The 16,413-nt window shown below is 47.4% G+C and carries 13 protein-coding genes; 8 read left to right on the top strand and 5 right to left on the bottom strand.

Annotation, left to right across the window (positions count from 1 at the left end):
• Nucleotides 1-6: 6 nt before the first annotated feature.
• On the top strand, nt 7-813 hold the full coding sequence (locus M2125_RS05235) for a uroporphyrinogen-III synthase (RefSeq protein ID WP_280742653.1): 807 nt from the start codon (nt 7-9) through the stop codon (nt 811-813).
• Here M2125_RS05235 and M2125_RS05230 read toward each other — a convergent pair.
• The 3 genes from M2125_RS05230 to M2125_RS05220 all read right to left on the bottom strand — a co-directional run bounded on the left by M2125_RS05230 (nt 803) and on the right by M2125_RS05220 (nt 4,580).
• On the bottom strand, nt 803-1,366 hold the full coding sequence (locus M2125_RS05230) for a chorismate--pyruvate lyase family protein (protein ID WP_277541665.1): 564 nt from the start codon (nt 1,364-1,366) through the stop codon (nt 803-805). The two genes, M2125_RS05235 and M2125_RS05230, sit on opposite strands and share 11 nt — an antisense overlap.
• Before the next feature lie 2 nt (nt 1,367-1,368).
• On the bottom strand, nt 1,369-2,904 hold the full coding sequence (locus tag M2125_RS05225) for a DEAD/DEAH box helicase (RefSeq protein ID WP_076023574.1): 1,536 nt from the start codon (nt 2,902-2,904) through the stop codon (nt 1,369-1,371).
• A gap of 278 nt (nt 2,905-3,182) precedes the next feature.
• Nucleotides 3,183-4,580: a coniferyl aldehyde dehydrogenase gene (locus M2125_RS05220; RefSeq protein WP_280742652.1), complete on the bottom strand. Its 1,398-nt coding sequence runs from the start codon at nt 4,578-4,580 to the stop codon at nt 3,183-3,185.
• Between the two features lie 52 nt (nt 4,581-4,632).
• On the opposite strand from M2125_RS05220, the gene msrA reads away from it, so the two are divergent.
• The gene (gene msrA / locus M2125_RS05215; protein WP_277541663.1) at nt 4,633-5,205 is read left to right on the top strand and encodes a peptide-methionine (S)-S-oxide reductase MsrA; all 573 of its coding nucleotides are present in this window, start codon (nt 4,633-4,635) and stop codon (nt 5,203-5,205) included.
• Nucleotides 5,206-5,234: 29 nt separating this feature from the next.
• Here msrA and pdxH read toward each other — a convergent pair whose 3' ends face one another.
• A complete protein-coding gene (gene pdxH / locus M2125_RS05210; RefSeq protein WP_076023577.1) occupies nt 5,235-5,870 on the bottom strand; it encodes a pyridoxamine 5'-phosphate oxidase in 636 nt (211 codons plus the stop codon).
• A 22-nt stretch (nt 5,871-5,892) separates the two neighbouring features.
• On the opposite strand from pdxH, the gene M2125_RS05205 reads away from it, so the two are divergent.
• The 6 genes from M2125_RS05205 to M2125_RS05180 all read left to right on the top strand — a co-directional run bounded on the left by M2125_RS05205 (nt 5,893) and on the right by M2125_RS05180 (nt 13,752).
• A complete protein-coding gene (locus tag M2125_RS05205; protein WP_076023578.1) occupies nt 5,893-6,642 on the top strand; it encodes a tRNA threonylcarbamoyladenosine dehydratase in 750 nt (249 codons plus the stop codon).
• A gap of 232 nt (nt 6,643-6,874) precedes the next feature.
• Nucleotides 6,875-8,248 (top strand): amino acid permease, encoded by a 1,374-nt coding sequence (locus M2125_RS05200; protein WP_076023579.1) that lies wholly within the window; start codon nt 6,875-6,877, stop codon nt 8,246-8,248.
• 20 nt (nt 8,249-8,268) lie between these two features.
• Nucleotides 8,269-9,387: an alanine dehydrogenase gene (gene ald, locus M2125_RS05195; RefSeq protein ID WP_076023580.1), complete on the top strand. Its 1,119-nt coding sequence runs from the start codon at nt 8,269-8,271 to the stop codon at nt 9,385-9,387.
• A gap of 81 nt (nt 9,388-9,468) precedes the next feature.
• Entirely contained in the window at nt 9,469-10,044 is a 576-nt protein-coding gene (locus tag M2125_RS05190) for a TMEM165/GDT1 family protein (protein ID WP_076023581.1), read from the top strand.
• Between the two features lie 26 nt (nt 10,045-10,070).
• Complete coding sequence (gene pepN / locus M2125_RS05185; RefSeq protein WP_280742651.1) at nt 10,071-12,668, top strand: aminopeptidase N; 2,598 nt, start codon at nt 10,071-10,073, stop codon at nt 12,666-12,668.
• A gap of 73 nt (nt 12,669-12,741) precedes the next feature.
• A complete protein-coding gene (locus tag M2125_RS05180) occupies nt 12,742-13,752 on the top strand; it encodes a class 1 fructose-bisphosphatase (RefSeq protein ID WP_083657512.1) in 1,011 nt (336 codons plus the stop codon).
• A gap of 78 nt (nt 13,753-13,830) precedes the next feature.
• Here the strand turns inward: M2125_RS05180 and cphA are convergent, their stop codons facing one another.
• The gene (gene cphA / locus M2125_RS05175; protein ID WP_280742650.1) at nt 13,831-16,401 is read right to left on the bottom strand and encodes a cyanophycin synthetase; all 2,571 of its coding nucleotides are present in this window, start codon (nt 16,399-16,401) and stop codon (nt 13,831-13,833) included.
• Between the last annotated feature and the right edge of the window lie 12 nt (nt 16,402-16,413).

Here is a 16,413-nt window from a genome sequence, read left to right as displayed (position 1 = left end):
TCTCACATGGGTACTAAAACCATTGTAGTGACCAGGCCAGTAGGGCAGGCTACTCAATTAATAGAAGCGATGCGAGGGCATTTTCAAGGGGCTACTACTCAGATCCTATCCCTGCCTTTATTAACGATTGCGCCCAAAGCAAGTAAAGACTTAGGCGATCAAATTCTAGAGGCCTTGCAGGATGCTGATTTAGCTATTTTTGTGAGTCCAAATGCAATTGATTGTGTCATGCGTTTAATCGGGGGTGGTTGGCAAGCGATATCAAAAGCCATCGTTCCTATTGGAGTAATGGGTGGCAGTAGTCACGCTGCACTCGTTGATCATGGTATTGGCCATGAAGCTGCGCCTACCCCAATTATTTTTCCTCGACAAAATAAGCAATGGGACTCTGAAGGTTTATGGGCAGAACTGCAATTACTCTACCCTCATTGGGCGGGACGTAAGGTGGTGATTTTTAAGGGTGATGGCGGGAGGGATTGGCTGGCCGATACACTAAAGGATGCTGGAGCAAGCGTTCAAGCAATCTCTGTCTACACCCGCACCCCTTTGGATATTGAAAGCCCCGCTTGGGCTGCTATTGGTGATTTAGATATGGCGCAGTCACTCTGGCTTTTAACTTCCTCAGAGGCGGTGCGTTATTTGGGTGCAGCAATCAAATCGCACCTGCATCAGGATTTAGGTGCTGCAACAGCCCTGTGTCCTCACATTAATATTGCGCAAGGAGCTAAAGACGTCGGTTTTGGTCGGGTGCTAGGATGCGATCCGGGTGATGAAGCTTTGATTGCCGCCAGCAAAAAATGGCTTAATAATTAAGCAGCGCCGGTAAAAATACTTCACTCACCAGTAGTGGATGCCCCTTTAGCTTGTAAAGGGTCCGCCTTGACCAGACCGGTGTGGCTAGGGAGGGATACTTTTTTTGGCAGATCCTCCAAAAACAATCTCTTTTTTTCAGAAAAGCAATTTTACGAAGCGCTTTTTTCTTGGTACTTGTTCGCGACTTTGCAAACAGTACGGCGCCCAAAGGTTTAGTGCCTAAACGTAAGACAGATTGATTGCTGCCGCTCAAGCTTGGGGTGGGGATGATGCTGCGCGCCATTACAAGGGCTTCTCCATTAGCACAGAGTAAAACCTCGCGTATCCGACAGCGCTTGATCTTGAAATGAAAATAGCGACTTTCGTCGCTATTTAGATCTTGTCGACCATCGTTTAAAACCAAAACTTCTAGTTTTTTGGAAATGGCTCGCTCAATTTGTTGAGTTAATGATCCGGTATCACTTAGCCAAGACTGCCACTCGCGTGGCGCTTGATGAATCCCACCGGAATCGACTCGATTCCAAAAAGAACGGAGGCGACGACGGTGAGTCAATGTTAGCTACCGCTAAAGTTTCTACGTTGACCACCTGTTTTTGGTTTCGCAAAACGCGGACCAGCGGATGGACGCGAATCCCCGGAGCGTGCTGGACGTGAGTCAGCAGAACGCGCAGGGCGTGAATCACCGAAGCGATTGCCTGGACGTGAGTCACCAGCAGGGCGTGGCTCAGATGAGCGCGCTGCAAAATGATTGCCGTCTGAGCGACCACCACCAGAGCGAGACTCTGAACGTGCGCCTGAACCGTAACGACCGCCACCACCAGAGCGATTGCCACCGCCTGGACGACCGCCACCAGGACGACCACCGCCACCACCAAAACTAGGCTTGGCTTGTGGCTCAAGGCCGGCAATGACTGAAGCAACAATATCTTGCTGTGTAAAGCGTTCAATGTTCCTGATCTTAGCGCGATCACGATGCTCAACGAGGGTCACTGCTACTCCGCTACGACCAGCACGTCCCGTTCTACCAATGCGGTGCGTATAGTCTTCAGGCTTCATTGGTAAACCAAAGTTAATCACGTGAGTAATACGAGGTACATCAATACCACGAGCAGCTACATCAGTCGCAACTAAAATTTTGGTGTGGCCTTTACGCAGTGACTCAAGGCGACGCATACGCACAGCTTGAGGCATTGCGCCATGCAGTGCGGTTGCTTCGTAACCATTGGCACGCAATGTATCAGCAATTTTTTCGCTCTCAACTTGAGTGCTAGCAAAGATCACCGCTTGATCCAAAGTGGCATCTGCCAAAATGTGCTCTAGCAATTTATGCTTGTGTGAGACGCTATCAGCCCAATGCAATTTTTGCTCGATGTTCGCATGTTTCTCACCTGCGTGAGCTAGTTCAATCCGTTTGGCGTTTGAAGTTAACTCATTTGCCAAAGACATAATCTTTGGTGCAAAAGTGGCAGAGAACATCAAAGTTTGCGTGCGGCCAGCACAGCGTTTATCAATTGCCTCGAGATCATCAGCAAATCCCATATCGAGCATACGATCGGCTTCATCAATTACGAGTTGTTTTACATCATCTAAGCGAATTGCTTTACTGTCGCACAAGTCGAGCAAACGACCTGGGGTTGCAACAACGAGGGATGCACCTTTGATGGCCTGAATTTGCTTGCCGTAAGGCATGCCACCCATCACAGTTGCAATGCGAATGCCTTTAAAGCCGCGAACTAAGTTCACCGCATCGGCTGTAACCTGTTGTGCCAATTCACGGGTAGGGCAGAGTACCAACACCTTGGGTTGAGCGCGACCTGGAACAGGTGAGTTGTTTGGGTTGTCTTCGATTAGTTGATTAATTAAAGGCAATAAAAAGGCTGCGGTTTTACCGCTACCGGTTTGACTGCTGACCAATAAGTCACCACCAGCAAGCGCGGCAGGAATAACCTGAGCTTGCACGGCAGTAGCTTGGGTATAACCCAGCTCAGCAACGTTTTTAAGAAGTGGCGCTGCCAGCTTGAAAGACTGAAAGGCCGTGTCTGTGTTTTTTGAGTCCGTGGACTCGTGATTGGTTTCTTTAGAAAAAGTCATGCTATTACACATCCCCTTTGAGGGATGTCTCCGTATGTTGCACCCATTGTTTTTTATAGGGTGCGATGGTCAAAGGCATCGACCATCAGACAGGCGGCAGCGCGTTTTTTGAACTTCGGTGTTTATGGCTTCTAAACGGTACGCTGAAATATAGCTGGGGGGCGATGAATCAAATTGCTTTAAAAAAGCCCCTCATTATGGCATTTTGAAGCTTGGATTACAAGGGTTATCCCCGATTAATCTGTATTAATTGAAAGAAAGTCCCAAATAGATCAAGATTACTTCAGCCAGCGCAGCAATCGCTCTGTGCCCTTGCCATAAGGTGGGCGAACTAATTTAGTGGCGCGCAAGAAATTCAGGCCAAACAGTCCTCTTGCCTCCAAAATCGATTTGCTGTGACTAAAAGTATCGAAGCCCGCTTTGCCATGATAGGCACCCATACCGCTCGCTCCAATGCCTCCAAAAGGCAATTCTTCAACTGCTACATGCAACAGAGTGTCATTGACAGTGACACCGCCAGAGCGGGTTTCATTGAGGATGCGCTCCATGGCTTTCTGATCTCTTCCGAACCAATATAAGGCAAGAGGATTGGGTTTGGAATGGATGTAGTTGATTGCAGCGTTGGCATCTTGAGCAATCACAATGGGAAGAATGGGTCCAAACAATTCTTCCTGAAGGGCTGCTGCATCTTGTGGGGTGTTGAGTAGAGCGACGGGTGTAAATCGTCTAAGGCCGCTAGGATCAGCATCGAGCAGGGTAATCACTCGCGCCCCTCGTTGAACAGCATCATTGACTAGGAATTCCCAGCGCTGCAATTGCGAATCATCAATTGGACCTGTTAATTCTTCTGGATTGGAGAAGAGCGCTTTTGCTGCAGCTCGTAACTCTATAATAAAAACTTCAAGCTGATTTTGTCCAATCAAAATATAGTCTGGAGCAATGCAGGTTTGTCCACCATTAAAAAGCTTGCCATAGATAATGCTTCGGGCTGCATCCTTCAAATTGGCTGAGGGATCCACGACTGCTGGAGACTTACCACCCAGCTCCAGAGTAACTGGTGTCAAGCTCTCAGCTGCGGCACGCATCACTTTTTTCCCAATATTCTCTGAGCCAGTAAAGAAGAGGTGATCAAAAGGTAATTGCGCAAATGCTTCTGCAACTTCGGCATCACCAGTGGTGACGCTAAATTCACTGGGGTGAAAGTATTCGTTAATGAGGTTAGCCAAAAAGCCGGAGGTGCGCGAACAGCGCTCGGATGGTTTGAGCCAAACGCGATTGCCAGCAGCAAAGGCGGCAATCGCTGGAATCAAAGCCAATTGAATGGGGTAGTTCCAGGGGCTGATGATGCCTACTACTCCAATAGATTGTTTCATGATCCATGCATATGAGGAACCCATAGTGAAGGGCGCAGACTTCAGTTCTGGCTTCATCCACTCTTTCAGGTGTTGGCGCGTGTATTTGCACGGTTGGTAAATCATCTGAAATTCTGCCAAGCTGGTTTCAACCTGATGCCGAACCCCAAAATCAGCGCTCACTGCTTTGCAGATTTTTTCCTCATTGGCCTCAATCATTTTTTGGATGCGAGCAATCCGCTCCAATCGAACCTCTAAAGTAGGATTGGGCTCTGCATTAAAAGCGGCTTTAATTTCATCAAGTTGGAGCGTCAGGCGATTCATGGGGTTATTTCGGTGTTAAGCAAACGATTGAATAAGGCATTAGGATAAAGCTATGAACGAGACTATGAATAAAAACGATGCTGTCTTAGAGCGTGCCACCCTAGGTGGGGGCTGTTTTTGGTGCCTGGAAGCTGTTTATCAGCAAATTACTGGGGTAAAAGCTGTGATTTCAGGCTACGCAGGTGGTGCCAGGCCGAATCCCAGTTATGAATCGGTTTGTACTGGCGTAACTGGTCACGCTGAAATTGTGGACATCTACTTTGATCCAGGGGTGATTTCGTTTCGGGATTTACTAGAGATCTTTTTTGTGATTCATGATCCAACCACGCTCAATTACCAAGGCCATGATCGGGGTACACAGTATCGTTCTGTGATCTTTACGCACAGTGAAGCGCAATATCAAATTGCACATGAAGTGGTCAAAGAATTAGATGCTTCCGGAATCTATGCAACTCCAGTCGTTACTCAAATAGATGCGGCACCCACTATTTATCCTGCTGAGGACTACCATCAGGATTATTTCCGTCAAAACCCAGGTCAGGGTTACTGCATGGCAGTTGTAGCGCCAAAGTTGGCAAAATTTAGAGCGAAATTTAAAGCCTTAATAGCGCCAGAGTTTCAATAAGCGCACATCAGCACGAAGCAATTCAAATCTCAGGGCGCTAAACGCGTAATCTTCCACTCACCCCCATCGAGTCGGTAGTGGATTCTGTCATGCAGGCGGGAGGGGCGACCTTGCCAAAATTCAATATCAGTGGGGTGCAAGCGATAGCCTCCCCAATGCTCTGGGCGGGGTGGAGCATCACCAAATTTTTCCTTTAAACGTTTTTCAGCTTCCTCTAGAAATTCTCGATTCGGAATTTCGGCACTTTGAGGAGATGCCCACGCACCTATTCTGGAGGCAGGTGGGCGGGAGTGGTAGTAGTCATCACTCTCAGCACTGGTCACACGCTCGACCTTGCCCTTAATACGAACCTGACGCTCTAATTCATGCCAATGAAACAGGAGGGCTGCCTGGGGACGGACTGCCAATTCTTTACCTTTTTGGCTTTCGTAATTGGTGAAAAAGGTAAATCCATTCTGATCAGCCCCTTTTAGTAAGACAATACGGGCTGAGGGATTCCCCATTGCATCCGCAGTTGCAAGCGTCATTGAGTTGGGCTCTGGGCATTGTGCCTTGATTGCTTGGTCAAACCAGAGTTGAAAAAGGAGCAGCGGATCGGCTGATACTTCAGTTTCTGAGAGCTGACCAAGGGTATAGTTTTTGCGGAGCTGGGCAATGGAGTTCATTTTTTCAGTATAAAGAGAAGCTATGGCAGAAGACAATATCGAAGACCGTCGTTTTGGAGGTGTAGGTCGCCTCTATGGCCCAGTGTTACGAGAGCGCTTTCTTAATGCCACGGTAGTAGTTGCCGGCTTAGGTGGCGTTGGATCCTGGGCGGCTGAAGCACTTGCCCGAACTGGTATTGGTCATCTGGTATTGATCGACTTTGATCATATCGCTCAGAGCAATACCAATCGTCAGTTGCATGCCTTAGAGGGGCAGTATGGCAAAGCAAAAGTCCAGGCAATGAGCGAACGTATGCGTCTCATTAATCCGGATATGAGGATCACGGAGCACGATGAGTTTTTGGATCCCGAAAACCTAGATCGACTGATTCCGGGCGATGCGTTCATCTTAGATGCCATGGATTCAGTGCAAACTAAAATTGCCTTGGTGGCTTGGGCGGTAAAAAATAATCGTGCTTTAGTCATGTGCGGCGCAGCTGGGGGAAAAACAGATCCCACCTCCGTGCGCTGTAGTGATCTTTCCAGAACTGAGCAAGATGCCTTATTGGCTAAGGTGCGTCAAGAACTCCGCCAAAAGCATGGCTTCTCCCGAGACCTAAAAAAGAAAATGGGTGTGCGCGCTATTTATACACATGAGCCACGTGCAGGAGCGGCTGCGGGTGGTTTAGCATGTTCTGGCTATGGTTCAACCGTAATGGTTACTGCAGCCTGTGGACTTGCGGCGGCTGCAGAAATACTGAACTTAATCGGTGCATCAGCTGAAATAACCTGAAGAAGCAATAATTTATTAAGGGGATTCCCTGTAGGAACTTACTTATTCTGTGGTCATCCTCAACTTGAGAATCTTCATCAAAGCCTCTGTTCATCTGCGCTTTGATTTTTAGTAGATCACTTTTTATTCTTTTCATTACTTTAGGCACTTTTATGCGCTGGTGATTCTGCCAACTCCTCCCTAGACTTTGCTCCGTCGGCACATTAGCCGCGATTAAACAAAGGAGGTCTTTTTGCAGACAGAACATACTGGCTTAAAACGCCATCTCAAAGTACGCCATATTCGCTTGATGGCTTTGGGATCGACTATCGGTGTCGGATTGTTTTTAGGGTCCGCAAGCGCGATTCAAATTGCTGGACCATCCATCCTCCTTGCTTATCTACTAGCGGGAATTGTTGCCTTTATCGTCTTGCGAACTCTGGGCGAGATGGCAGTGCATGAGCCGGTTGCGGGCTCTTTTGCAGCATATGCAAATACCTATGTGGGACCACTTGCTGGCTATATGGTGGGCTGGGGCTATTGGACCTATTGGATTGTGGTGGGAATTGCCGAGGTAACAGCGGTAGGGATTTATATGACGATCTGGTTCCCCGAAATCCCGCAATGGATATGGGCACTCTCATCGATTGTCATGATGGGCTTCATTAATTTAATTGCGGTCAAGGTGTTTGGTGAGTTTGAGTTTTGGTTTGCCTTGATCAAAGTCGTAGCAATTGTTGCCATGATTGCCTTAGGTGGTGCGGTCATTTTCTTTGGCTTTACCAATGATTGGCAGCCCCTGGGATTTGATAATTTGTGGCTGCATGGGGGATTTTTTCCAAACGGCTTTACTGGAATGCTCTTGTCCTTGCAAATGGTTCTATTTGCCTATGTTGGTATAGAGATGATTGGGTTATCAGCTGGTGAGGCCGAAAATCCGCAAAAAACGATTCCAATGGCAATTGATTCACTCGCTTGGCGAATCTTGATCTTTTACATGGGTGCAATCTTAGTCATTCTCGCGATTTTTCCCTGGAATGAAGTGGGTCAACACGGTAGCCCATTTGTGGTGATGTTTGAGCGTATCGGATTACGTGAGGCTGCGGGGGTCATTAATTTTGTGGTCATCACTGCGGCACTGTCTTCATGTAATGCCGGCATTTTTAGCGGCGGTCGTCTCTTATATGCTTTATCCGTCAATGGTTATGCCCCGGCACCTTTTGCAAAGCTCTCAAAGTATGGTGTGCCTCATCGTGCTGTCATGACCACTGTGGCAATTTGCATGACTGGGGTAGTGCTGAACTACTTTGTTCCTGATAAAGCCTTTCAATACATGATGGCCGCCGTAACCTTTGTGGGCTTGATGGTATGGATTGCCATCTTATTTACACAAATGAAGTTCCGTCATTCATTAACTGGCGAGCAGGTTGCCCAATTGGGTTATCGCGCGCCATGGTGGCCTTATTCCTCGTGGTTTGCATTGGCATTCATTTTCCTGGTCGTAGTAATGATGGGATTTCATGAGGATGCACGGATCGCTTTGATTTTGGGTCCATGTTTATTAGGGGTGTATCTAGCTATGTTTTATATCGTTGGCTTACATCGCAAAACGAAATTGAATCGGTAATTCAAATAAAGGAGATGGGAATGATTATTGGCGTACCTCAAGAAGTAAAAAATAACGAGTTTCGCGTTGGTCTCACACCAGGCAATGTGAGCGGTTTGTGTAGGCAAGGGCATGCTGTTTTAGTGCAACGTGGCGCAGGCGCACAAATTGGTTTAAGCGATGAGTCTTACCGTATTGCAGGAGCAACATTGATTAATAGCGCTGCCGAGGTTTACAGCAAAGCAGAGATGGTGGTGAAGGTAAAAGAGCCGCAAGCGCAGGAGTGCGCCATGTTGCGCGAAGATCAAATTCTTTTTACTTATTTGCACTTAGCTCCAGACCCAATGCAAACGAAAGCATTAATCAGTTCTGGCGCGAGCTGCATTGCTTATGAAACTGTGACCGGACAAGGTGGTGGGTTACCACTCTTAGCGCCCATGAGTGAAGTGGCAGGTCGCATGGCTATACAAGCCGCGGCCGCTCATTTAGAAAAAACCAATGGAGGTTTGGGTATTTTGATGGCAGGAGTGCCTGGAGTATCGGCCGCTAAGGTGGTCATTCTAGGTGCGGGTGTAGTGGGTCGTAACGCATTGCAAATGGCTACTGGAATGGGGGCTGATGTTTGTATTTTTGATCGTGATATTGAACGCCTGCGACAAATTGATTTTCTCTATGGCAATCGGGTGAGAACCTATTACTCAGATTCCTTATTGATCGAACAAGAGCTCATGGCCGCTGATGTAGTGATTGGAGCCGTTTTATTACCAGGTGCTGCAGCGCCCAAATTGGTAAGTGCAGAACTGATTCGAAAAATGAAAACGGGAGCTGTCGTAGTAGATGTGGCGATCGATCAGGGTGGATGTTTTGAAACATCCAAGCCAACAACGCATGCTGACCCTACATTTTTAGTTGATGGCGTTGTGCATTATTGCGTTGCCAATATGCCAGGCGCAGTTGCTAGAACCTCCACCTTTGCATTGACTAATGCTACTTACCCCTTTGTTGAGGCGCTAGCTAATCAGGGAATGATGCGTGCACTCTCTACAAACTATCACTTGAGGGATGGTTTAAGTGTGCATCGAGGTGTTCTCACGTCTGAGCCGGTAGCGCAGGCTCAATCCTTGAGTTTTGTGCCGGCTGAGGTGCTCTTGGCTGCTTAAAGACGGTGATGCAATCCTTCGCTATTGGCGAATTAGAAATTCATTGATAATGGATTTCTAACTCATTTAGCCAATTGACCTATGGACTTTTCAGCTCTAACCCTTTCTGCAGGAGTGGTTGCTCTTGCGGAAATGGGTGATAAAACCCAATTACTCTCTCTGATGCTCGCGGCACGCTACCCCAAGCAGGGCCTTGCGATTATTGCTGCCATTTTCTTTGCCACCATTGCAAATCATGCCTGCGCTGCCTATCTAGGTCATTGGCTTACTTCTTTTGTCAGTACCGAGGTTTTACGCTGGATATTAAGCGCTAGCTTTATCGGTATTGGCTTATGGCTTTTGGTGCCTGATGAGATTGATGAGACAGAAGGCTCCAAGGTGGCCAATAGCCCGTTGCAGGTTTTTATGCTGACCATAGGCCTTTTTTTCCTAGCTGAAATGGGGGATAAAACCCAAATTGCCACCATTGCCCTGGGTGCACGCTTTAACGATGTATTTTCAGTCACGATTGGCACTACTTTGGGGATGATGCTAGCCAATGTGCCGGCAGTATGGATTGGCCAGAAATTTACCCAAAAGATGCCCATTAAATGGGTTCATGCCATTGCTGCCATTACCTTCATTGGCATTGGCCTGACTGCATTGATTTGGGGATAAGCACTTAGGGCGATTAAAATTGCCTTATGAAAACTGATCTTCCCCAGAGCTTTCGTCGGCTCGAATACCGTCCCCCTAATTTCACTTTTGGAAAAGTTGCACTCGATATTGCCTTAGACCCTGCTCGCACGATCGTCAAGAGTAGCTTGGAGGTATTGCCAGGCCCCGAATTCAAACCAGGGGAGCCGCTGGTGCTACAAGGTCAAGAATTAGAATTTGTGAGTCTGCGCATTAACGGGGCAGCGCATCGCCATTTCGAATTAAATCCCGAATCAATAACGATTCACTCTCTTCCCAATGAAGGAAGGGAGGCCTTCATGGTAGAAATTATTTCCATCTGTGTGCCTGAGAAAAATACATCACTGATGGGTTTGTATGTCTCGAATGGCAATTTCTTTACTCAGTGTGAGGCTGAAGGATTTCGGAAGATTACTTACTTCTTAGATCGCCCTGATGTGATGGCCCGTTATACCGTCACATTAAGAGCACGTGAAACTGAATGCCCAGTATTGTTATCGAATGGCAATTTAATCCATAAGGAGAAGTTGCCTAATGGTTGGCACAGTGCTGTTTGGGAGGATCCATTTCCTAAGCCATCGTATTTATTTGCATTGGTTGCTGGTAAGTTGGAATGCATTGAGGAAACCATCACCACTGGCAGTGGAGCTAAAAAGTTACTGCAAATCTGGGTGGAGCCACATGATCTGAATAAAACCCGTCATGCAATGGATTCTCTAATCGCCTCAATCCACTGGGATGAAAAGCGCTATGGTCTTGAGCTTGATCTAGAGCGTTTCATGATTGTGGCTGTAGGTGATTTCAATATGGGCGCGATGGAGAACAAAGGCCTCAATATTTTCAATACCAAATATGTATTGGCGCAGCCTGAAACCGCTACCGATGCTGATTTTGCCAATATTGAAAGCGTTGTTGGTCATGAATATTTTCATAACTGGACTGGTAATCGGGTTACCTGCCAAGATTGGTTTCAGCTTTCCCTAAAAGAGGGTTTAACGGTTTTCCGCGATCAAGAATTTTCAGCCGATCAAATGGGTAGTGAGTCGGGCAGGGCGGTGAAGCGCATTGAAGACGTGCGTACCTTGCGTCAATTGCAGTTCCCCGAGGACGCAGGTCCCATGGCTCATCCGATTCGCCCAGATGAGTATCAAGAGATCAATAATTTCTATACCGTCACGGTATATGAGAAGGGCGCAGAAGTGGTGCGCATGTACCAAACCTTGCTTGGCGTTGATGGCTTTAGAAAAGGTATGGATCTGTATTTCAAGCGCCATGATGGCCAGGCGGTTACCTGCGAGGATTTCCTGGCGGCAATGGCTGATGCAAATGGACGCGATCTCACTCAATTTAAAAACTGGTACAGCCAAGCAGGAACGCCCAGAGTGAAGGTGGAGGAACATTACAACGAGGCCAGCAAGCAGTATGTGCTGACGCTCACCCAAAGCTCGGCCAAGGTAAATCAACAGCCTTTTCACATTCCACTCAAAATGCGTTTGCTCACTTCAAGCGATGATCAAAAGGAGCAATTGCTTGAGCTGACCCAAGAGAAGCAAAGCTGGACTTTTGAAAATATCTCGGAGGAGCCTGTGCTCTCGATTAATCGGGGATTCTCAGCGCCGATTATTCTGAACTTTGTTCAGGATGAGGCAGATTTGTTGACTTTATTTTCTAGCGATGACGATGCATTTAATCGCTGGGAAGCGGGGCAGAAACTTGCCATGCAATTTATCTTAGATAATCGCTTGCCTGGTGCCCAGCTAATTGCGGCATATCGCACGCTTCTATTGGATCCTGATTTAGATCCAGCGTTTAAAGAGCTTGCTATGACCTTGCCAGCTGAGGCATATTTATATGAGCAATGTGCAAGCGTTGACCCACAAAATATTTACAGTGCACGCCGCGCTTTCCGTCATGCCATCGCAACTGAGTTGCGCATGGAGTGGGCTGCTTTATATCAACAAATGCAAACGCCTGGCGACTTTAGTCCGGATGGCGTAAGCGCTGGTAAACGAGCCCTGAAAAACTTGGCATTAAGCATGTTGCTCGATGCCGATGTGGCAATCTGGTCAGCAATGGCAGTAAATCAATATCAAAATGCCAACAATATGACAGATCGTTATGCCGCATTGTCTGGATTGGTGGTGAATGGATCCAAGCAAGCTGGCATCTGTTTGCGAGATTTTTATACTCGCTTTACCGACGATGCATTAGTGATCGATAAATGGTTTGCGCTACAAGCAAGTCGTCCGCCTATTGCAGGCGTAGAGCCTGCTTTAGTGGATGTCATGCGATTACGGGAGCATGAGGCTTTCAAATTAAATAATCCCAATCGAGTTCGTAGCGTAATTCATGCATTCTGCATGGGTAACCCTGCTAGTTTTCATCAAGCCGATGGTAGTGGTTATGCATTTTGGGCCGATGCGGTTTTGACTCTTGACCCCATTAATCCGCAGGTGGCAGCCAGGTTAGCCCGCGGTTTAGACCGCTGGCGCTTGTTTGCAGAGCCTTATCAAAGCAAAATGCATGCCGCTTTAGAAAAAGTGGCTGCTAGCAAAACCTTATCAGCGGATGTACGAGAGGTCATTTCCAAGGCCTTGGCTAGTTAAGCCCCTTTACTTTTTAATAACAGGGCAAAATAGAGTCCATTGCAAGCTATAGCAATCCGAACGGAGAACTTTTTTGAACGCATCAACCAACTCAAATATCCAATTTAAACATTACCTTGAGACTTCCAAGGTGAAGGGCTTAGCTATTCCGGCAGGTTTGCAGCAGTTGCTACTCGCTGTGGCTGACACCTGCACCACCTTAAGTCATGAAGTTGCTCAAGGTGCGCTGATTGGATTGTTGGGTTCTGCTGGTACTGGTAATGTGCAGGGTGAGGTTCAGCAAAAGCTTGACATCATTGCAAACGACCTCCTGATTGAAGGTGTGCAAGCTTGCAAATCATTGGCAGGTTTAGCATCTGAAGAAATGGAGTTGCCTGTGGCAGTGCAGGGTACTGGTGATTATTTGCTCTTATTTGATCCACTTGATGGCTCTTCCAATATTGATGTCAATGTTTCTATTGGGACTATTTTTTCAATCCTGAAAAAACAAGATCCAACCGCGCCTTTGCAAACAGCTGATTTCTTATTATCTGGGCGCCATCAGGTGGCGGCTGGTTATGTTGTTTATGGCCCTCAGACGACCATGGCACTGACATTGGGCGATGGTGTTGTGATGTTTACCTTGAATAAGGATACTGGCCAGTTTGTATTAATCAAGCATGCAGTACAAATTTCTCCGGCAACTAAAGAGTTCGCTATCAATATGTCGAACATGCGTCATTGGGCCGAGCCAGTGCGTCGTTATGTAGAAGAATGCCTTGCTGGAGTAAGTGGTGAGCGTGATAAAGACTTCAATATGCGTTGGATTGCTTCAATGGTGGCAGATGTTCATCGAGTACTTTCTCGTGGCGGTATTTTTATGTACCCTTGGGATCAACGTGAACCGCACAAGCCAGGTAAGCTGCGTTTAATGTACGAAGCTAATCCAATGAGTTTTCTAGTGGAGCAGGCCGGTGGTGCCTCTACTAATGGTGAGCATTTGATTATGGACTTGCAGCCAAGCGATTTGCATGAGCGCGTATCTGTCATGCTTGGCTCCAAGGATGAGATTGAGCGTTTACAGCGCTATCACGCTAAAGTCTAGGGATCATTTTCAGACGCAAAATGTTGGAAATTAGAAAGCCCAATCAATGATTGGGCTTTTTCTTATGCACAAGACAAACTAGGCTTGTACTTTTTCCTTCAGATAGGCTAAAGACTCTTCAACTTGGTCAATCAAGATTAAGCAAATATCACCTTCCTCTAAGTCATTCAGGGCAGTGTCAATTGCCAAGAATTCGCCATAAATCTCCTTGACTTGTTTTGCCTTGCTGGCACCAACTAAGCCTTCTTGAAGCAGTTTTAATACTTCACCATCTTCACGTCCGCGTTGGCATTGATCTTGATACAAAATCACGTTGTCAAAGGCATTGCCCAAGATGCGCGTGAGATCGCGAATATCTTCATCACGACGATCGCCTGCACCGCTGATCACGACATGACTCTTTTTGGGTTTAAGAGCTTGTACAGCGCTTGCTAGAGCACGCATGGCATCGGGGTTGTGTCCATAGTCGGCGATGACTGTTGCGCCCTTATGCTTAAACTGGTTAAAGCGACCAGGTACTGCATTGGCAGTACTTTCAAATGTATTCAAGCCTCTGGCAATTTTTTCCGCATCCAAACCTAGTGCCCAAGCAGCGCCAATAGATGCCATGGTATTTTCAATCTGGAAGCCCAGTACACCATTTTGCGTTAAAGGTATTTCGCTGACAGGGAAGCGGAAAAGAACCCGTGATCCTTTTGATGCCACGATGTAAGTGCCATCAAAGTAGATCACTTTTTTGTTCTTAGCCCGATGTGCGGCAATGACGGGGTGGTGTTGGTCTTGGGCAAAGAAGATAACGCGACCAGTGCAAACGTCACCCATTTTGACAACCATCGGGTCAGTTGCATTTAGAACCGCTGCCCCAGTAGGCGCAACGTTTTGCACAATGACGCGTTTGAGAATCGCCAGATCTTCGACACTGGTGATGTAGTTCAAGCCAAGGTGATCACCTTCACCAATATTGGTAACCACTGCCACTTCGCAGCGATCAAATCCTAGGCCTTCACGCAGCATTCCGCCACGCGCTGTTTCAAGAACAGCTGCATCGGTATCGGGATGCATCAATACATTTCTGGCGCTGCGTGGTCCACTGCAGTCGCCAGAATCAATTAAGTGATTATTGATGTAGACGCCGTCGGTGGTGGTCATGCCAACACGTAAGCCAGTTTCATTTAATAAATGGGCAATTAAGCGCACGGTAGTGGTTTTACCGTTAGTGCCTGTCACAGCCACCACTGGAATGCGACCATCATCATCCAGAGGGAACATCATATTAATAATATCTTCACCGACAGCACGGCTTTTGCCGTATGAGGGTTTAAGATGCATTCTTAGGCCAGGGGCAGCATTGACTTCAACAATCCCGCCGCCTTGGGATTCCAGGGGTTTATAAATGGCCTCACAAAGAATATCCACTCCAGCAATATCTAAACCAATCATTTGTGCTGCAGCAATTGCGCTTGCTGCTACATCGGGATGCACATCATCGGTTACATCTGTCGCGGTCCCGCCAGTGCTGAGGTTCGCGTTGTTGCGTAACAAGACGCGTTCACCTGTTTTGGGAACGTAGTCAGGGGTGAGATTTAGGCCAGCAAGATGAGCAAGTGCAATGTCATCAAAACGAATCTTGGTTAGCGCAGTTGCATGACCATCGCCACGCAATGGATTTTTGTTTTCAATTTCAACTAATTGCGCAATGGTGTGGGTGCCATCGCCAACTACTTGAGCAGGCTCGCGTCGGGCTGCTGCAGCCAAGCGATTACCAACAACCAGTAGACGGTAGTCGGCGCCTGGCAGGTAGCGTTCAACAATCGTTTCCTGTCCAAATGCTTGCGTAACAATAAAGCCAGCGCGTACCTCTTCTTCGGTTTGAATGTTGGCTACCACCCCTTTACCCTGATTGCCATCTTTTGGTTTGAGCACAATTGGCCCGCCAATTTTTTGGGCTGCTCTCCAAGCATCGTCGGCATTAGTAACCACTTCACCAATCGGCACAGATACCCCTGCGGCTGCCAGTAAATTTTTAGTTAACTCTTTATCTTGTGCGATGGCTTCTGCAATCGCACTGGTATTGCTGGTCTCCGCAGCCTGTATACGTTTTTGTTTGCTACCCCAGCCAAACTGCACCATGCTGCCTTCAGTCATACGGCGGAAGGGGATGTTGCGCTGAACTGCAGCATCCACAATAGAGCCGGTGCTAGGGCCGAGACGAACATCTTCATACAAGGCTTCAAGTTCTGAGAGTGCAGCGGCTAAATCAAATGGGGCATTATTTAAGGTTGCCTGAATTAATGCAAAGGCAAAATCAAATGCCATGCGCCCAACAAGTTCCTCGATATATTCGACAACAACTTGATAGACGCCTGTTTCTACAGTTTGCACTGTTCTACTAAAGGTCACTGGACAGCCTGCTTGTGCCTGCAATCCTAAAGCAGCGTGCTCAAGAGCGTGTGCCAAAGAAAGCACCTCACCATGACCTCCGCGACGCATGCTTCCAAGCTGCGGAAAGCGTTCGCGAATCTTGGTTTCAAATTGGGGAATGAGGTCAATGGAGCGCTCGTTAGCATCGCAAGCAACAATTGCCTCTAAGGAAGTGTGGCGACTCCATAAGTTTGGACCGCGCAACATGCGGATACGGGTGATTTCCAATTAAGCCCCTAC

The organism is Polynucleobacter sphagniphilus (assembly GCF_029892205.1).
Lineage (GTDB): Bacteria > Pseudomonadota > Gammaproteobacteria > Burkholderiales > Burkholderiaceae > Polynucleobacter > Polynucleobacter sphagniphilus.
This window is presented reverse-complemented; position numbering and strand designations above follow the sequence as displayed.